General features: G+C 61.8%; 14 protein-coding genes. 11 read left to right on the top strand and 3 right to left on the bottom strand.

The window, feature by feature from the left end; genetic code table 11:
- The first annotated feature begins 87 nt into the window (after positions 1 to 87).
- From RO069_RS00745 to RO069_RS00695, 11 genes are all read left to right on the top strand, one after another.
- A complete protein-coding gene (locus tag RO069_RS00745; RefSeq protein ID WP_328184623.1) occupies positions 88 to 1,938 on the top strand; it encodes a phage tail tape measure protein in 1,851 nt (616 codons plus the stop codon).
- Positions 1,939 to 1,971: 33 nt separating this feature from the next.
- Positions 1,972 to 3,135, top strand: coding sequence for a DNA circularization protein (locus RO069_RS00740; RefSeq protein ID WP_328184621.1), 1,164 nt, complete (start codon positions 1,972 to 1,974; stop codon positions 3,133 to 3,135).
- A 141-nt stretch (positions 3,136 to 3,276) separates the two neighbouring features.
- Positions 3,277 to 4,317 (top strand): phage baseplate assembly protein, encoded by a 1,041-nt coding sequence (locus tag RO069_RS00735; protein ID WP_328184619.1) that lies wholly within the window; start codon positions 3,277 to 3,279, stop codon positions 4,315 to 4,317.
- Positions 4,314 to 5,024, top strand: coding sequence for a phage baseplate assembly protein V (locus RO069_RS00730; protein ID WP_328184617.1), 711 nt, complete (start codon positions 4,314 to 4,316; stop codon positions 5,022 to 5,024). Before RO069_RS00735 ends, RO069_RS00730 begins: the two co-directional genes overlap by 4 nt.
- Positions 5,021 to 5,470, top strand: coding sequence for a phage GP46 family protein (locus RO069_RS00725; protein WP_328184615.1), 450 nt, complete (start codon positions 5,021 to 5,023; stop codon positions 5,468 to 5,470). Before RO069_RS00730 ends, RO069_RS00725 begins: the two co-directional genes overlap by 4 nt.
- A complete protein-coding gene (locus tag RO069_RS00720; protein ID WP_328184614.1) occupies positions 5,471 to 6,532 on the top strand; it encodes a baseplate J/gp47 family protein in 1,062 nt (353 codons plus the stop codon).
- Positions 6,520 to 7,113 carry a YmfQ family protein gene (locus RO069_RS00715; RefSeq protein WP_328184613.1) on the top strand — a complete coding sequence of 198 codons (594 nt, stop codon included), beginning with the start codon at positions 6,520 to 6,522 and terminating at the stop codon, positions 7,111 to 7,113. The genes RO069_RS00720 and RO069_RS00715 overlap by 13 nt, the downstream gene beginning before the upstream one ends.
- A gap of 2 nt (positions 7,114 to 7,115) precedes the next feature.
- Positions 7,116 to 9,014, top strand: coding sequence for a hypothetical protein (locus RO069_RS00710; protein WP_328184612.1), 1,899 nt, complete (start codon positions 7,116 to 7,118; stop codon positions 9,012 to 9,014).
- 232 nt (positions 9,015 to 9,246) lie between these two features.
- Entirely contained in the window at positions 9,247 to 9,942 is a 696-nt protein-coding gene (gene imuA, locus RO069_RS00705; protein WP_328184610.1) for a translesion DNA synthesis-associated protein ImuA, read from the top strand.
- A complete protein-coding gene (locus tag RO069_RS00700) occupies positions 9,939 to 11,357 on the top strand; it encodes a Y-family DNA polymerase (protein ID WP_328184608.1) in 1,419 nt (472 codons plus the stop codon). Before imuA ends, RO069_RS00700 begins: the two co-directional genes overlap by 4 nt.
- A 10-nt stretch (positions 11,358 to 11,367) precedes the next feature.
- The gene (locus tag RO069_RS00695; protein ID WP_328184606.1) at positions 11,368 to 14,490 is read left to right on the top strand and encodes an error-prone DNA polymerase; all 3,123 of its coding nucleotides are present in this window, start codon (positions 11,368 to 11,370) and stop codon (positions 14,488 to 14,490) included.
- 293 nt (positions 14,491 to 14,783) lie between these two features.
- Here the strand turns inward: RO069_RS00695 and RO069_RS00690 are convergent, their stop codons facing one another.
- The 3 genes from RO069_RS00690 to RO069_RS00680 are packed head-to-tail and all read right to left on the bottom strand — an operon-like array spanning position 14,784 to position 18,225.
- On the bottom strand, positions 14,784 to 16,118 hold the full coding sequence (locus tag RO069_RS00690; protein ID WP_328184605.1) for a sodium ion-translocating decarboxylase subunit beta: 1,335 nt from the start codon (positions 16,116 to 16,118) through the stop codon (positions 14,784 to 14,786).
- 13 nt (positions 16,119 to 16,131) lie between these two features.
- Complete coding sequence (gene oadA, locus RO069_RS00685; RefSeq protein ID WP_328184604.1) at positions 16,132 to 17,931, bottom strand: sodium-extruding oxaloacetate decarboxylase subunit alpha; 1,800 nt, start codon at positions 17,929 to 17,931, stop codon at positions 16,132 to 16,134.
- Between the two features lie 42 nt (positions 17,932 to 17,973).
- Positions 17,974 to 18,225, bottom strand: coding sequence for an OadG family protein (locus RO069_RS00680; RefSeq protein ID WP_328184603.1), 252 nt, complete (start codon positions 18,223 to 18,225; stop codon positions 17,974 to 17,976).
- Between the last annotated feature and the right edge of the window lie 100 nt (positions 18,226 to 18,325).

Genomic DNA, 18,325 nt, shown 5'->3' with positions numbered 1-18,325 from the left:
CCCGGGCCACCGGCTGGGCCCCACACGACATCGATAGCCTGCCCCTGCGCCGCCTGATCAACACCCTCCGAATCTCGAGAGACACCCATGAGTGAAATGACCGCCAGTGTTGCCCTTAATCTGACCGGTAATTTCGAGCAGCGGGCGGACCGTTACTCCCGCGCCATGGGCAATTTCAGCCGCCAGACCAATCGCCAGCTTGGCATGGTTCGCCGTTCCGCCCGGGCAGTCGGGCGCGGCCTGGATCGCATGGGTAATCGCTATACCGCCTTGATCACCGGGGCCGCTGGTTTCGGTACTCTGCGCTCCCTGACCCGCATGGAAGAACGGTTCACCCGCTTGGGCATTCAGGCCCAGCGCTCCGAGGAAGAGATGGAGAGGCTGCGCCGTACAATCTTCGAGACCGCCCGGGCCCCGGATATCCGCGTGGATCCCTCCGAGATCACCAGCGCCATCGAGTCCATCGTCGAGAAGACCGGCGATCTGGAATTCGCCCGGGAGAACATCCGCAACATCGGCCTGGCCATCTCCGCCACTGGGGCGGCTGGCCAGAACATCGGCGAGATTATGGCCGAGTTCCAGAAGATGGATATCAGCGAGTCCGCTGAAGTACTCCGGGTCATCGACACCCTGAACCAACAGGGCAAGCAAGGTGCTTTCACACTCCAGAACCTGGCATCCCTCGGGCCACGAGTGGTTACCGCCTACACCGCCATGGGCCGTGAAGGCTCCGGAGCCATCAAGGAAATGGGCGCTGCGCTGCAGGTGATTCGCATGGGTACCGGCAGCTCGGAACAGGCGGCCACCGCTTTTGAGGCACTACTGCGTACGCTCCAGAATGCCGACAAGGTGAAGGCCTTGCAGCGGGGCGGCATCCAGGTGTTTGACCCTGAAGAGCTGGAAAAGGGACGCCAGGTGTTGCGGCCCATCAACGAGCTGATGGTGGAGATAATCCAGGCCGTGGATGGCCAGACGACCCGGCTTTCCTCGGTATTTGATGCGGAGGCAATGCGGTCCTTCAACGCCGCTGCCGGGGAGTTCCAGCGGACTGGGTCCGTTGCCAGCCTGGAGAAGTTCATGGATGTGCATGGTGACGGTTCCGCGACCATGACGGACTCGGCCAGGGCCGCAGGATCAATGGCCGGGGCGATGCGAAGCCTCGGGGCAGCCTGGAACAACTTTGCGGATGACAACCTGACGGACACCGTCCAATCGGCGGCTGACGCCCTTAACAGCCTGGATCCTGAGACAGTGGACCGGTGGCTGAAGATTGGAGGTGCCCTTGTCGGCATCGTCGGCGCCGCTGCTGCCGGTCGCTATGTGACAAAGCTGGGGGCAGACCTGTTCGAGGGCGGTCGCCGGCTGATGGGCCGTGGGCGTCGTGGAGGTGGGGTCGCCGGTGCCCTTGGTGGCGCCGTCGCCGGTGCGGCACCTGTTCCTGTGTACGTCGTCAACATGCCAGGCGGTTTTGGTGAAGGTGGCAGGCGCCGGGGTGGCGGTCGTGCGACTGGCAATAGCCGCCGATCGAACCGGGTAAGCAATTGGCGCATGGCTCGGAAGGCGCCGTCCCTGCGGATGTTACCGACCGCCGGCGTCGGAGTTTTGGGTACCGCTGGAGTGGCGGTTACTGGCGCCGGGGCTGCCGGCTATGGGGCCGGAACCATGATCAGTGACTACCTGCTCACCGACCAGGGCCCGCTCGGCACTGAGACTGGCCGAAAGATTGGCGACTCGATCGGAGAGGCCGTCGCCAAGACCCTGGCCTTTTTCGGCAATGACGAAGCCCAGAGGGCGGTGGCCATCAATGAACGCCGTGATGCCGGCACCCTGAAGATCGAGGTTAACCAGGACGGCAGAGTAACCGAAGTAACGCCGACACGGGGTAACGACGGCCCGGACATGGAGGTCGAACGCGGCATGTCATACATGATGCCGTGACACCCGCCGCCAAACGTAACAAGAGAGGTTCCCATGCCCTGGTCTGATCGAATCGGTGAAGCCGTCGCCACCTTTCGAGGCATTGAGATTCACCTGGAACGCACCAGCCAAAACCCTGGCCGTAGGGTGGAGGTCCACGAGTATCCGCTACGGGATCAGCCATACGCGGAGGATCTGGGCCGGAATAAGCGTGAGTGGCAGATCGAAGGCTTTCTGATCGGTCCGGATTACGATCTGGCCCGGCAGCGCCTGGCCGATGCTGCGGAAACACCAGGTGCGGGTGAGCTGGTCCATCCCTATTACGGCACACACCAGGTCGTGCTGGTCGGTGGTATCCGGATCCGCGAGACCACACGGGAGGGAGGTATTGCCCGCGTGTCCTTCACGGTGGTCCGTGCGGATGACCAACCGCGCCTGCCCAGGGTCACCCAGGACACCCAGCGCCAGGTGCAGCGCACCGTGGCCGAGGCGGAACAGGCGGTGCTCGATGACTTTGAGGAGAACTACAACGTCCTGGACCTGGCCACCGATCGGGTGGCGGCCGTCGAGACTGCCTTGCAGAACGCACTGCGAGGCATTGAAAGCACGGTGGGCGATGTTACGGGTCCCATATCGGAGCTGATCCGGACGCCGGCAGAACTCGGAGCACAGATCCTGGAAAGCATTGCCTCGGTGCGTGATCTGATCAATGAGCCTCTACGCGCCCTGGGTGTTTACGACGACCTGTTCAGTGCCGGCGATGAACCGCCGGTGACGTCACCCCTGGATCCGGAACCCCGCCAGCTGCAAATGACCGCGATCCGTGCTGGTAACAACCTGGTGCGTCGGGCGGCCGTGCTGCAGGCTGCCCAGGTGGCAGGCGATACGGACTGGAGCGCAGCGGACGACGCGATCGGTGCCCGGGATACCATCACTGCCGGCATCGAGACGCAGCTCACTTCCGATTTTATCCCCGCCAATGAGGTCTACACCCGCCTGACCGCCGTCCGGGCTGCCGTGGTGCGTGACCTGGAGGAACGTGGAGCCCGGCTTCCTCAACTGCGTTCAGTGACGCTACAGCAGCCTCTGCCGGCGCTGGTGGTGGCACAGAAGCTCTATGGGGATGCGGCTCGTGCTGACGAGATTGTTACCCGCAATCGGGTAGCCCATCCGGGGCGTGTGCCGGCGGGCGATGAACTGGAAGTGCTGGGGGAATAGAGAAAAGGCTGAAGGGCTTCAGGCCCTTTGGTACTGCGTGATCAGGCCACCATTAAACCGACTCTACGGGCTGATTACCAGAGTTTTTTTGAAGGCCCCCGACGGCCAGCCCGCGCCGGGGGCCACAAGCAAGCGGGCCTTATGTCTTCACGGGTTGAACTTCTCATTGACGGTAATCGCCACGGCGGCTGGAAGTCCGTGGATATTCGCCGTTCCCTCAACGCAGTGGCGGACCACTTCGATCTGTCCGTGACGGAAAAGTGGAGCGAATCCTCCGAACCCGCACCGGTCCGCAGCGGCGCCGAATGCCAGGTGTTTATCAATGATGAGCTGGTGATCACCGGTTATGTCGATGATGCCCTGCCGGCCTACGACGCCAACCAGCACAGCCTGGTGGTGAGTGGCCGCTCCAAAACCGCCGACCTGGTGGACTGTTCCTCCCGCCGCAAGACCTGGAGCAACCCCCGCAAGCTGGAAGCCATCGCCCGTGAACTGGCCGAGCCGTTCGGCATTGAGGTGGTGGTCGAGGCAGACACCGGCGCCCCCATCAAGGCCCCAGCCGTGGAGGCGGGCCAGCCATTCTATGAGGCCCTGGAACAGATGGGCCGTTACCGGGCGGTGATCTTTGTCTGCGACCCCCAGGGCCGCCTGGTGATCACCAAGCCACCCCGTGGACGCATCGATACCGCGCTGGCGCTGGGTAAGAACATCCGTAAGGGTTCCGGACGTTTCTCGGTTCGTGACCGTTTCTCCCAGATCATCGTCCAGGGCCAGCAGCCGGGGGACGACCTGTTGTCCGGCGAGCAGGCGGCCAGCCCGGAGGGTGTGTCGACCGACCCTGTCATCCGTTACCGCCCCCAGGTGATTGTCGCGGATACCGCCGTGGACACCGCTGGCTGCCGGCAGCGGGCGGAAAACGAAACCCGTCGACGTCGAGGCCGTGGCCGTGGGCTCACCTATACCGTCGCTGGTTGGCGCCATGAAGGCGGGCTGTGGACACCTGGCTTTGAAGTGGCGGTGCGGGACCAGTGGCTGGGCATCGAGGACGACATGATCATCGACAGCGTTCAGTTGTTGCTGGATGGCCAAGGCGAGCGAGCCGAGATCCAGGTGGTACCGCCTTCCGCGTGGGATCTGACGGCGGAGCCTGAGCCAGTGAAGGAACAGGAGGGCTTGTGGTGAGGCAGAACCTGGCTCGCCTGCTGGCCCCGGTCTGGCGCCGTCTCCGGCTGCTGGTTTCCCGTGGCGTTGTGCGCCTTTCCGACGATGGCCGGAAGCTGCAGGTGGTGCAGCTCGACATGCTCGCCGGCGAGACGGCCGCCATGGAGCGTTTCCAGCAATACGGCTTCACCTGCCGGCCGCTGGATGGTGCCGAGGCGATAGCCCTGGCCGTGGGCGGATCCCGTGGCCACCTGGTGGCCATCGCAGTGGATGACCGCCGGCACCGGATGAAGGACATGAAAAACGGCGAGGTGGCGCTGTACACGGACGAGGGTGATTACATCCACATGAAGCGCGGCCGCATTGTGGAGGTGAATGTTGGCCAGGACCTGAGAGCCAACGTCGGTAACCAGGTGACGGTCAATGCAGGGGCCAAGATAGCGGCCACCGCGCCGGAAGTGACCGTGGACTGCGACACCACCGTCGTGACAGCCGCCACCAGTGTCACCCTCGACACGCCCCATACCATCATCACCCAGAAGCTGACCGTGAAGGGTCCAATCATCGGCCAGGGCGGGATGGCCATCAGTGGGGGCAGCGGTGCGTCGGTGGATGGTGATATGCAGATCACCAATGGCGACGTCAAAGCTGATGAGATCTCACTCAAGCATCACCGCACCAGTGGCGTCGAGCCTGGCAGCGGAACCTCAGGGGATCCTGTGGTATGACCGATATCGCGCTCCAGCCTGGCTTTGACGGCCGCATTGATATCCAGCTGCAGGGCGGCGACCTGGTGGCCGACGACGGCCTGCGTACCGCTGTTGTGCTGTCCCTGCTCACCGATCGGCGGGCGAACCCGGGCGATGCCCTGCCAGATGGCAGCGATGATCGGCGGGGTTGGTGGGCCGACATTCTGGCCAGGGTTGAAGGTGACCGTTTTGGATCCCGCCTGTGGCTGCTCTCTCGCGAGAAGAACCTGGCTGAGGTGCGCCGGCGTGCCGAGACCTACGCCGCCGAAGCACTGGAATGGCTGCGGGAAGATGGCATTGCCAACACCATCGAGGTGGAAGCGGAGACCGTGGCCACCGATCGGCTGGGCATGAAGATCCGGATTATCCGCACCGATGGCCAGGCGATTGAACAGCGCTTTAACAACCTTTGGGAGAGTCTTTAAATGCCGTTTGAACGTCCTTCACTGAGTGATCTCCAGGAGCGCATCCGTGCCGACATCCGGGCGCGACTGCCTGGTGCTCAGCCGGAGCTGCGGCGTTCTCTCCTGGGTGTCCTGGCGGACATCGAGGCCGGTGGCATCCATGGCCTGTATGGGTACCTGGACTTCCTATCCAAACAGCTGTTCCCAGACACCGCCGAGTCCGAGTACCTGCAGCGCTGGGCCCGGATTTGGCGCGTGCCTGCAGTGGATCCTACAGCGGCCAAAGGCGATGTAACCTTCGCAGGCAATGAATGCAGGGACATTACTAAAGGCACCCGCCTGCAGGCCAAGAGCGGCGCCGAGTACCTGACCGACGAGGCAGTAACGATCGTTGGCGGTACCGCCACGGTTTCCGTCACAGCCACCGAGACCGGAGAAGCAGGGAATCTGGACGCCGGTACCGAGCTGGAGATCGTCAGCAGCCTGTCCGGCGTTGAGGGTACCGCGACTGTGGGCGCGGAGGGGCTGACCGGCGGCGCCGATCCGGAAACCGAGGAACGCCTGCGCGAGCGCCTGCTGGCACGTATCCAGCGCCCGCCCCACGGTGGCAGCAGGGACGACTACATCCAGTGGGCCCTGGAAGGTCACCCGGACGTTACCAGGGCATGGGTTTATCCAAGCGAGCTGGAGAACGGGTCCGTCACCACCCGCATCATGACCGACGAAGCCACTGCCGATGGCACACCCACAACCGAGGTTGTCGACGCAGTACTGGCATACATCGAGTCAGTGCGACCGGTGGCATCCGTGCCTTATGTGATCGCGCCCGTGGCGGTACCGCTGGACCTGCAAATCACCATTACTCCGGACACTCAAACGGTTCGTGACCGTATCGAACTGGCCGTGCGGGACTTCCTGCGCCGCGAGACAGAGCCTGGCTCCACCATTTACCTGAGCCAGCTCAGCGGCATCATCTACGTGGCCGCCGGCGAGAGCCGGCACACGCTGGTCAGTCCGGCGGCTGATATCACCCATCAGACCAATGAAATAGCCACACCCGGGGTGTTCACATGGACCGCCTGACCGCTGATCAATACCGCAATCAGCTGACGGCGCTGGCACCGCCAGGGCAGGCCCTGCCAGATCAGTCAGACAGCAATTGGCAGCAGCTGCTGCAAGCCCTGGCAGAAGAGTACGCCCGCCTGGATGGCCGTCTCCACGACCTGGTCAAGGAAGGCAACCCGGAAAGCACCAACGAGCTGCTGACCGACTGGGAGCGCCTTCTGGATCTACCAGGCCCGTGCGACAGCCTGCCGGAGACCATCCAGGAACGACGCCTGGCGGCACACGGCAAACTGATCCGCGTAGGTGGCGCCAGCCCTGCCTATTTCATCGAGTTGGCCGAGAGCCTCGGCTACCAGGTAACGATCACCGAGTACCGGCCCTTCAGGGCAGGATTCTCAGCCGCAGGCGATAGCCTGACCAACGAGGAATGGCTGCACCACTGGATGGTAAACGCGGCGGAAACCGCCGTAGTCGAATTCAGCGCCGGCCAGAGCGCCGCCGGCGAACCAGTGCGTAGCTGGGGAGAAGGCCAGCTGGAGTGCCCGATAGAGCAGCTCAAGCCCGCACACACCGTTGTTAACTTCAGTTATGGGGAATAGACATGCATCGTATTGATGGTCCAGGGGCGACGAATGACAACAAGTTCACCGAGGGCGATCCTGCGGCCGGTACGCGGGCTACGATTGTAACCCCTGAATGGCTGAATTCCGTGCAGGAAGAATTGGCCCGAGTAATTGAAGATGCCGGTTTAACACTGAGTAAAGAAAGCAGTTCCCAATTGTTACAGGCCTTGGACGTAACAAACCGACCTTTCAGCTACAAAAGTATTGCTGAGGATCTATCGGGAAAGCCCATCAAGAATGGTAGAGCTTACTCTTTCAGCGAATTTAAGCAGGGCTCAGGGATCGGTGGTGGCGATTTTATCGGAGACACCTCGCTCGCCAAAAGCGGTCACGGCCTTTTTGGGTGGTCGCCAACTGTGCCGCCCATATCCGCTCAGCCCGGAGAGACGTACCAAGAAAAACGCGATAACTATCTTAATGGGCTAGGCGAAACTGACCCAGGAGGTACAGGGCTATTCGTTCGTCAATCTAGAGTTGCTACCCCGGAACAGTACGGTGCGGATGGAGTGCTGGATGACACCCTTCCGTGGCAAATGGCGCTCGCCTATAGCAATCGCCATGTGTTCGGAAAATATGGGGCCACCTATAACATAAGCGACAAGCTCGACATCACCTCATGGAAAAATGTTGATCTAAACGGGTCAGCGCTGAGCTTTGAGCTGGATACGACCTCTCCGGGATTCAATGTCCAAAGCAATAATGTGGACATCCACAACGGCTCGATCACTGTAGTTGGTTCGGTTATGGGCGGATATGGAGGGTCGCTCAACTGCATCTACTCAGGAAACCAAAGCACCGGAGAAGGCTACAAGAATCTTCACTACCATGATTTGACGGTTTCTACCAATCGGGATGATGCTGGCGCTCACATAGGAGTCATTGGAGAGTGCCGCAACTTTGAGATCTACAATATAACGGTGCCAGACAATCAGGTCTGCCGAAACATTATCGGCATCGAGTGGGGCGGCACTCCAGGCGGTGGCACAGGGCACCCTCACAACGGAAAAATTTACAATATCAAGATTGGCGCGATTAGTACCCCGACTACGGACTTCGCCTACGCGGTATGGTGCTCTGGGGCTTTTAATATCAATATCCAGAACATCACGATGGAACAGGGCTTCGGCTTGCTGATGGCTACCCGTGGCGACAATGCAAACACCTATGCACCGGCCCGCTATAAAGCCCTTGTCGGCACAGGCATCACCTTCGAAAACCTTTCCATCAACGCTTGTTACGGGTACGGGATCCGGGTTGTCGGGAGCCATCGAAGCGAAACGCTTGACCCGGTTCCGATGTCGGTTAAAGGCAGAGGCCTTCGGGTAGTTGGACAGAAGCTGAACGGAAACAACAATTTCGGCATGAGCTTCGAGCAGTGCCGGGACGTTCATATTTCTGGCATTGATATAAGCGGCGATACTGCCGGAGGCAGCTTTTGCGGCACCGCTGTTGACGGTCTATTGCTGGAAGATGGAGAGATTGTAGATGCTGACCTCTATGGTGCGCTATTGGGCAGCGACAGCGTCTTATCTAGGAGATGTCGAATCCGTAACATAACCTTCAAACGCAATAACGCCAACGGTGGTGGGCTGACTTCAACGGCAGCGGTCAGCATCCGTGCTTCTGAGGACTGTTCGGTTGAAGACTGTGTTTTCGGGGAGGAGGGAGAGACCGAAACCCAGAAGTACTCCATCGCCATCGCGTCCAATGCAGCCCGAGTCCGCCTGCAAAACAACCACACGCACGCCTTGGCCGCGTCTGGTGTTGCCTACCATAACCCATCCTCCACGGATGCGAGCGGTATAAACAATACTGCTGCTGAGGGACTCACCTTAACAACTGGAACTTGGCAGACACCGGTTTTCACTGGGGCTTAACGTTAAAGGCCTGTCCGCCAAGCTGCTGAAAAACGTGGCTTGGTGGGCAACCTAACTCAAGGTTAAAGCGCCTTTAATTTGACTGCGGCCCGGCGTCTCATCCTTTATGGCCTGAGATCTCATACTTTGCGACGCGCTACACAGGTTCATCCTCACGGTAACAGGTCAGCACTATCGTTGAAATACTCCAGGGTTCATAATACTGTATATTTAAACAGTATCGGATTGAACCATGAATGACCTGCTGAACATCCTGTTCACGGACGCCCGCCTGTGGCACGGGCACCGCCGGAAGACCACCACACCCGCGCCGGACCCCACCGGGTTCGCCGCCCTGGACGAACAGCTTGGCGGCCTCGGATGGCCCCGGGGCGCCCTCAGCGAATGCCTGCTGGACGCCCCCGGGATCGGTGAACTGCAACTGGTACTGCCCCTGCTGCGGCGGGTAACCCACCGTAAACAGGTGGTGTTCTGGGTTAACCCTCCCATGACACCCTACGCCCCCGCCCTGGCCCGTGAGGATATCGACCTGGACCAGTTGGTGGTCGTTCGGACCGAATCCCACCCGGATCTTCTATGGACCCTGGAAAACTGCCTGCGCTCCACCGTCACCGGCCTGGTCATGGCCTGGCCCGGCACCATGGCCGCCCGGGACATCCGCCGCCTGCAACTGGCGGCCGAGGCCGGCCAGAGCAGTTGCATCCTGTTCCAGTCCCGGCGGGAAGCCCACCAGAGCTCCCCGGCCGCCCTGCGCCTGGAGCTGGCACCCGATCCTTCCCTGGACCTGCGGATCAACATCCTCAAGCGGCGGGGAAGCTGGCCCGGTGAAGGCTGCACCCTGCCCCTGAAGGCCCGGGCGGGACAGAGCAACCGGGAACCCTCCGCCACGGTGATCCGCGGGCCCTGGCCTGACGGACCGGCACCATGACCTGGCTATACCTGCATTTCCGGCACCTGCTGCTGGACCATATCGACCGCTCCCGGCACGATACCGGGCCGCTGGCGGTGCTGTCCCACAGCACCCGGCAGGTGCTGCAGGCCTGCCCCCGGGCCAGGGAGCTGGGCATTCAGCCGGGCATGGCCCTGAAGACCGCCCTCAACCTGGCGCCGGAACTGGTCATGATCCACGCCGACGATGCCCGCCAGGGCGAGATACTGGAGCAACAGGCCCACTGGCTGTACCGCTACATGGACCGGATCACCCTGCATCCCCCAGACGGCCTGCTGGCGGAGGCCGCCAGCGTACAGCGACTGTACGGTGACCTGGAAACATTGCGACAGAAACTCCAGCAGGCCCTGGACGAACGACAGCTGAACGCCACCCTGACCACCGGTGCGACCCCCCTGTCGGCCCGCCTGCTGGCCCGGGCCGGGGTCCATTGCTGTACCGGGGAGGCATCGCACATGCTCGGTCAGCTGGAGGCGCTCCCCCTGGCCCATGCCGGCTTTGATGAACGCACCCTGCAACGCCTGACCCGTCTGGGCCTGACCACCCTGGGCCAGGTCTTCCGGCTGCCGGCCCCGGAACTGGCCCGCCGCCTGGCGCCGGAAACCCTGGCCTATGTCCAGCGGCTACAGGGGCAGCGACCGGATCCGCAGACCAGTTGGCAGCCACCCCATCACTTCCGGCAACGGGCGGATTTCAGCCTGCCCGTGGAGAAAGCCCAGGGCCTGCTGTTTGCCCTGCAACGGATGCTGTCGGAACTGGAAAATGACCTGCAATGGCGACAGCAGGACACCGACAGCCTGTTGCTGATACTCCACCATTATCGCCGGGAGCCCAGCCGCCTGCGGGTACGCACCACCGGCCCCGAACACCGGGCGGACGCCTTCCTGGGTCTGCTCAGGATTCGCCTGGAACAGCACCCGCTCCAGGCACCGGTGGAAACCCTGGAGCTGAAGGTCACCCGCTTCCTGGGCCGCCAGGCTGCTACCAACACGGATCTGCTGGGGGAAGCCACCGATCCCGGCGAAGCCTGGCACACCCTGGTCAGCCGCCTGCAGGCCCGGCTGGGGGAGCAGGCCCTCAGTCACCTGGCCCCGGCGGCGGACCACCGACCGGAACGGGCCTGGAGCACCCGCAGCCTGACCACCGGACACCAAGGCCACAGCGGGGCTATGGCGCACCTGCCCCTGCGCCCGCTGTGGCTATTGCCACACCCGAGCCCCCTGGACACCACACCAGAGGCCTGGCTCAGCAGCCCCGAGCGCATCAGCGGAGGCTGGTGGGATGGCGCCCGGGTGATGCGGGATTACTACATTGCCCGCCTTGCCACCGGACAACTGGCCTGGGTCTATCGGGACAACCAGCAGAACTGGTTCGTCCATGGCTGGTTTGGTTAGGAGACGCCCCATGAACGGTTATGCCGAGCTGCACTGCTTCAGCAATTTCACCTTCCTCACCGGCGCCTCCCACCCCCACGAACTGGCGGAGAAGGCCCTGGAGCTGAAGTACCGGGCCCTGGCCATTACCGACACTTGCTCCGTGGCCGGTATGCCCCGGGCCTGGCAGGCCCTGAGGAAAAGTCCGGTGGCCCTGATCACCGGCAGCTATTTCGAACTGGAGCCGGGTGCCCCCAACCCGGCCCCTACCCGACTCATCCTGCTGGCCCGCACCCTGGTGGGCTATGGACAGCTCTGCCGACTGATCACCACCGCCCGGCGCCGGGCCCCGAAAGGCCACTATCAACTGCTGCCAGAGGACTTGGAAACCCATGCCCTGGACCACTGCCTCTGCCTGTGGCTGCCACCGGCACCGGAGCAGGGCCGGTTTGGCGAGGCACGTCGCACCGGTGAATGGCTGCTGAGCCTGTTCCCGGACCAGCTCTGGCTGGCGGCCAGTCGCACCCTGGAATCCGGGGAGGACCAACGCCTGCAGCGTATCCATGCCCTTTCACAACAGCTCGGACGCCCCATCGCCGCCACCGGCGAGGTGCACATGCACTGCCGGCATCGCCAGCCTCTTCAGGACGTGCTCACCGCCATCCGCCACAACACCAGCCTGGAAGACGCCGGCCATCACCTGTTCCAGAACGGTGAACGCTACCTGCGTCCCCTGCCCGTGCTGGCGCGGCTGTTCCCGGAAGCCTGGTTGCAGGAGACCCTGACCATTGCCGAACAGTGCACCTTCCGACCGTCCGAGCTCCATTACGAATATCCATCGGAACTGATCCCCCCCGGCGAGACCCCGGCCAGCTGGCTACAGGAACTGACCCGCCAGGGCGAACAACGGCGGTTTCCGGACGGCACGCCAGCGGATATCCGGGCACAGATCCACAAGGAACTGGCCCTGATCCATCAGATGCAATACGAGCACTACTTCCTGACCATCCAGGACATTGTCAGCTTTGCCCGCAGCCAGGACATCCTCTGCCAGGGCCGGGGATCGGCGGCCAACTCAGCGGTCTGCTATTGCCTGGGCATCACCGAGGTGGATCCCCGCCAGGTGGAGCTGCTGTTCGAACGGTTTATCTCGAAGGATCGCGGCGAACCCCCGGATATCGACGTGGACTTTGAACACGAACGCCGTGAGGAAGTCATCCAGTACATCTACCGGCGCTATGGACGGGAACGGGCGGCCCTGGCAGCCACGGTCATCCGTTACCGCCCCCGCAGCGCTATCCGGGATGTGGGCAAGGCCCTGGGTTTTGATCCGGTACAGGTGGAGCAACTGCTCAACGGCATCGACTGGCGGGACCGGGAAACCGACTGGCGCGGCCAGATCCTGGACAAGGGGCTGACCCGTCACGAGCGCGTCGCCAACCAGTTCTTTACCCTGGTGAAGACCCTGCTGGGCTTCCCCCGGCACCTGTCCCAGCATGTGGGCGGCTTCGTGATCAGTTCGGGCCCGCTGGCGGAACTGGTACCCACGGAAAACGCCGCCATGGAAAACCGCACGGTGATCCAGTGGGACAAGGACGACCTGGAAAGCCTGGGGCTGATGAAGGTGGACGTACTGGCCCTGGGCATGCTGACCGCCATCCGCAAGGCCCTGGCACTGATCCCCGGGAAGGACGGTAAGCCCCTGACCATGCAGGGCATCAAACGGGAGGAGAAAGAAACCTACCGGATGCTGCAGAGCGGCGACAGTATCGGCGTCTTCCAGGTGGAGTCCCGGGCCCAGATCAACATGCTGCCGCGCCTGCGACCGGAAAAGTACTACGACCTGGTCATCCAGGTCGCCATTGTCCGCCCCGGCCCCATCCAGGGGGATATGGTGCATCCCTACCTCAAACGACGGCATGGCCTGGAGAAACCCACCTACCCCAACGACGACGTCCGGGCGGTGCTGGAACGGACCCTGGGGGTCCCCATCTTTCAGGAGCAGGCCATCAAACTGGCCATGGTGGCCGCCGGCTTCACCGCTGGCGAGGCCGACCGGTTGCGCCGGGCCATGGCGGCCTGGAAGTCCCATGGCGACCTGACACCGTTCCGGGACAAGCTGATCAACGGCATGCGGGCCCGCGGCCACGACGAGGATTTTGCTGAGCGGCTGTACCAGCAGATCTGCGGGTTTGGGGGCTACGGCTTCCCCGAGTCCCATTCCGCCAGTTTTGCCCTGCTGGTGTATATCTCCGCCTGGATCAAATGTCACCACCCCGCCGCCTTCTACTGCGGCTTACTGAACAGCCAGCCCATGGGCTTCTACTCGCCGTCGCAACTGATCCAGGATGCCCGTCGTCATGATGTCACCGTGCTACCAGCCGATGTAAATCACAGCCACTGGGACTACACCCTGGAGGGGCCCGAAAAGCACTTGCGGGTCGGCCTTCGGCAGATCAGGGGCCTGAATCCGGCCAGTGCCGATACCCTGTGCCGGCAGAGACCACCCGGCGGCTACACCAGTGTCCGGGAACTGCGCCAGCGTACCGCACTGCCCCAACGGGACCTGGAACTGCTGGCTGGCGCCAATGCACTGGAGGGCATCAGCGGCCATCGCCACCAGAGTTACTGGCAATTACTGGGACACGAGCCCGCCGCGCCCCTTTGGGTTTCCGAGGCCGGTGATGACGATAACTACCGGGCAGAGCAGGATGACATCAACCTCCCGGAGCCATCGGAAGGCCAGAATATCCTGGCGGATTACGCCAGCCAGGGCCTCAGCCTGCAACGGCATCCCCTGGCCCTGCTGCGGGAACAGGGCGAACTGCGCAACTGCCTGAACTCCCAGCAACTGAAAACCGCCGAACCCAACCGCCCGGTCCAGGTTGCCGGCCTGGTCACCGGTCGCCAGCGCCCCGGTTCCGCCTCCGGCGTGACCTTTGTGACCCTGGAAGACGAATTCGGCAACATCAATGTGGTGGTCTGGTTAAACACCGCCCGGCAGCAACGCAAACCTCTGCTGACATCGCGGTTGCTGCATGTGAAGGGCATTGTGGAGCGTGAGGGGGATATCGTTCACATCATGGCCGGGAAGCTGACGGACCTGAGCCACCTGATTCATACCCTGCCGGTGGCCTCCCGGGATTTTCAATAAGACTATCGCTAGTATCCATTGCACCTCGCCGGCTAATTGGGAGCATGGCTCCAGGGACATACTGATATTTTCCCTTTCAGGCCCGCAATGAGCCTATCGGTCTGGGGGTATGGGTGGCCCTTTCGCAGCAGCGCCAGGGATGGCGCGGAGCAAGGCGGGTGCCAGGGACGGCCCCTGAATTGCAGCGGAGAAAGGGCCACCCATACCCCCAGGCCAATCACCATTAGTCCCAGACAAAAAAGCCCCGAAAGACTAAATGTCTTTCGGGGCTTTCAGACTACCAGCAAAAACAATCAGCTAAGCAGCTTGATCATCACACCGGCTGCCACCGCAGAGCCGATAACACCAGCCACGTTCGGCCCCATGGCGTGCATCAGCAGGAAGTTCTGCGGGTTGGCCTCAAGACCAACCTTGTTGGAGACCCGCGCCGCCATTGGCACCGCGGATACACCGGCAGAACCGATCAGCGGGTTGATCTTCTCTTTCACCATGGAGTTCATCAGTTTGGCCATCAGAACACCACAGGCAGTACCCACAGCGAAGGCGACGATACCCAGCGCCAGGATACCCAGGGTCTGGGCATCCAGGAACTTGTCCGCCATCAGCTTGGAACCCACGGACAGGCCAAGGAAAATGGTGGTGATGTTGATCAGCGCGTTCTGGGCAGTATCGCTCAGACGCTCAACCACGCCACACTCACGCATCAGGTTACCGAAGCAGAACATGCCCAGCAGGGGTGCCGCATCCGGCAGGAACAGCACCACGGCGATCAGCACCACCAGCGGGAAGGTGATCTTCTCCCGCTTGCTGACCGGACGCAGCTGGCTCATCTTCATTTCCCGCTCTTCCTTGGTCGTCAGCGCCTTCATGATCGGCGGCTGAATCATCGGCACCATCGCCATGTAGGCATAGGCCGACACCGCGATGGCGCCCAGCAGATGCGGAGCCAGTACGCTGGAAACGTAGATGGATGTGGGACCATCCGCGCCACCGATAATACCGATGGCTGCCGCTTCCAGGATGGTGAAATCAAGAACACCCAGCCAGTCGAGCAGCGCCGCACCCAGCACGGTACCGAAGATACCGAACTGGGCAGCCGCGCCCAGCAGCATGGTCTTCGGGTTGGCCAGCAAAGGACCGAAGTCGGTCATTGCCCCCACACCCATGAAGATCACCAGCGGCCCGATGGTGCTGCCGATAACCACGGAGTAGAAGTTATACAGCATGCCATTGCCGTAACCGAAATCCTGCGCAATGGAGTTCGCCATCGCCATCTCGGAGTAGCTGGCCTCTTTCACCGCCACCTTGAAGGCGTCCTTCAACTCGGGCGTGATCGCCTGCCCGGCCTGATAGGCCACATCCAGAGGCGCGGCCAGCGCGGCAAGAATCTCGGCATTACCGCCCTTCAGCGCGAAGTGGATGGCATTTTCCGCCGCAGTCAGGGCAAGCCCTGCCTCCGGGATATTCGCCAGGATACCGCCGAACCCGATGGGTACCAGCAGCAACGGCTCAAACCCCTTGCGGATCGCAAGGAACAGTAGAAGAAGGCCAACGGCGATCATCACCACCTGACCAGGTTCTATATTGAACAGGCCACTGCCCGTCCACAGCGTTAGTAATTTATCCATGGAATGCTGGCCCTTATGCGATTGTCAGCATTTCATCATCAGGAGAGACGGCATCACCGACCTTGATGAAGACTTCGCCGATAGTACCGGCCTTGGGTGCCCGAACCTCAGTTTCCATCTTCATGGCTTCGAGGATGATCAGTACATCGCCTTCCTCAACCTGATCGCCCGGAGAGACGTTCACCTTGAAGATGTTGCCGCCCAGGGGAGCGACCAGGGGTTCACCCTCGCCGGCGGCGGGAGCGGGCACAGCTGTGGCTGCAGGTGCCGCACCGGCCCCACCCTTGGCTTCGACCTGGCTGATTTCACCACCTTCGGAAACGGCAACCACGTACTCCTTGCCATTCACGGTGACGGTATAGGTTTCCGGGCCGCCCGCGGACTTGGCCGGTGCGGAAGCCGCAGCGGCGTCCTCAGCGGTGGGTACCGGCTCAAAGGCGTCCGGATTGCCACGGTTCTCCAGGAACTTCAGGCCGATCTGCGGGAACAGGGCGTAAGTCAGAACATCGTCCACTTCCTGGTCCGCCAGCTTGATGTTCTTCTCTTCCGCCAGCTTCCGGAGTTCCTCGGTCAGCTTGTCCATTTCCGGCTCGATCAGATCCGCCGGACGGCAGGTAACCGGTTCCTTGCCCTCAAGAACCCGCTCCTGCAGCTCCTTGTTGAAGTCAGACGGTGCAGCGCCGTACTCACCCTTGAGGATGGCGGCGGTTTCCTTGGAGATGGACTTGTAGCGCTCGCCGGTCAGAACGTTCAGTACCGCCTGGGTACCCACGATCTGGGAGGTCGGCGTCACCAGCGGGATGAAGCCCAGGTCCTCACGAACCTTGGGAATTTCCGCCAGAACGTCGTCGAACTTATCGGTGGCATTCTGTTCGCGAAGCTGGTTCTCCATGTTGGTCAGCATGCCACCCGGCACCTGGGCAATCAGGATGCGGGAATCGGTGCCTCGCAGGCTGCCTTCGAACTTCGCATACTTCTTGCGCACCTGGCGGAAGTAGCTGGCGATTTCCTCGAGCAGCTCCAGGTCCAGACCGGTGTCACGGTCGGTACCTTCCAGGATGGCCACCACGGCCTCGGTGGGCGAGTGGCCGTAGGTCATGCTCATGGAAGAAATGGCGGTATCCACGTTGTCGATACCGGCTTCCGCAGCCTTGATGGCGGTGGCGGTCGACATGCCGGTGGTGGCATGGCACTGCATGTGGATGGGAATATCCAGCTCTTTCTTCAGACGGCTAACCAGGTCAAAGGCCACGTAGGGCTTGAGGATGCCGGCCATGTCCTTGATGGCGATGGAGTCCGCGCCCATATCAGCCACTTCTTTCGCCATATCGACCCACATGTCGATGGTATGCACAGGGCTCGTGGTATAGGCGATGGTGCCCTGGGCATGCTTGCCGGTCTTGCGAACGGCCTTGATGGCGCGATCCAGGTTACGGGGATCGTTCATGGCATCGAAGATCCGGAATACATCAACGCCATTCTCGGCAGCACGCTCACAGAAGCGATCCACCACATCGTCCGCGTAATGACGGTAACCCAGCAGGTTCTGGCCACGCAGAAGCATCTGCTGTTGGGTGTTCGGCATGGCCTTCTTCAGTTCGCGGATCCGCTCCCATGGATCCTCACCCAGGTAACGGATGCAGGAGTCAAAGGTTGCTCCACCCCAGGATTCCAGAGACCAGAAGCCGACCTTGTCGAGCTTCTCGGCAATCGGCAGCATGTCATCAAGACGCATGCGGGTTGCCAGCAGGGATTGATGCGCATCCCGCAGGATAACGTCCGTGATCCCCAATGGTTTCTTGGTGTCAGTCATCGTGTCAGCCTTCTGTTAAAAGGTTCTAGTGTTCTGCGCCGGTCACTTCTTGTGGCGTGACCGGTATTGTGCAATCGCTTTTTTTATTGCTTCCGCCGTGTCGGGATCAACCGCGGCGGGTGCAGATGCTTTGGCACGTGGCGCCTTCGCCGGTGTTGCCGGCTCGGGCGGCGCGAAACGGCCTATGATGGTCGACATGATTCCGGTTGCGAATACCAGGATAACCAGGAATACGAACACGAAACCCATGCCTGCGATCATCAGGTCGACCGCCTGTGACATCAGCTCACTCATAACATGTGCTACCTGTGTTGAATGTGATGACTTTCCTCTGACAGCGGTGTCCCAACCCTTACAACAACTGGAACTAAGACCATTGTCGGAGGCAAAATCC

The sequence above is a fragment of the Marinobacter sp. OP 3.4 genome, from assembly GCF_036224885.1.
Lineage (GTDB): Bacteria > Pseudomonadota > Gammaproteobacteria > Pseudomonadales > Oleiphilaceae > Marinobacter.
This window is presented reverse-complemented; position numbering and strand designations above follow the sequence as displayed.

Bases quoted from the DNA above. Each gene is read 5' to 3' on its own strand.
- RO069_RS00695 (WP_328184606.1), top strand. From the start codon at position 11,368: ATGAACGGTTATGCCGAGCTGCACTGCTTCAGCAATTTCACCTTCCTC.
- RO069_RS00715 (WP_328184613.1), top strand. From the start codon at position 6,520: ATGGACCGCCTGACCGCTGATCAATACCGCAATCAGCTGACGGCGCTG.
- oadA (WP_328184604.1), bottom strand. From the start codon at position 17,931: ATGACTGACACCAAGAAACCATTGGGGATCACGGACGTTATCCTGCGG.
- RO069_RS00740 (WP_328184621.1), top strand. From the start codon at position 1,972: ATGCCCTGGTCTGATCGAATCGGTGAAGCCGTCGCCACCTTTCGAGGC.
- RO069_RS00680 (WP_328184603.1), bottom strand. From the start codon at position 18,225: ATGAGTGAGCTGATGTCACAGGCGGTCGACCTGATGATCGCAGGCATG.
- imuA (WP_328184610.1), top strand. From the start codon at position 9,247: ATGAATGACCTGCTGAACATCCTGTTCACGGACGCCCGCCTGTGGCAC.
- RO069_RS00710 (WP_328184612.1), top strand. From the start codon at position 7,116: ATGCATCGTATTGATGGTCCAGGGGCGACGAATGACAACAAGTTCACC.
- RO069_RS00735 (WP_328184619.1), top strand. From the start codon at position 3,277: ATGTCTTCACGGGTTGAACTTCTCATTGACGGTAATCGCCACGGCGGC.
- RO069_RS00745 (WP_328184623.1), top strand. From the start codon at position 88: ATGAGTGAAATGACCGCCAGTGTTGCCCTTAATCTGACCGGTAATTTC.
- RO069_RS00725 (WP_328184615.1), top strand. From the start codon at position 5,021: ATGACCGATATCGCGCTCCAGCCTGGCTTTGACGGCCGCATTGATATC.
- RO069_RS00700 (WP_328184608.1), top strand. From the start codon at position 9,939: ATGACCTGGCTATACCTGCATTTCCGGCACCTGCTGCTGGACCATATC.
- RO069_RS00720 (WP_328184614.1), top strand. From the start codon at position 5,471: ATGCCGTTTGAACGTCCTTCACTGAGTGATCTCCAGGAGCGCATCCGT.
- RO069_RS00690 (WP_328184605.1), bottom strand. From the start codon at position 16,118: ATGGATAAATTACTAACGCTGTGGACGGGCAGTGGCCTGTTCAATATA.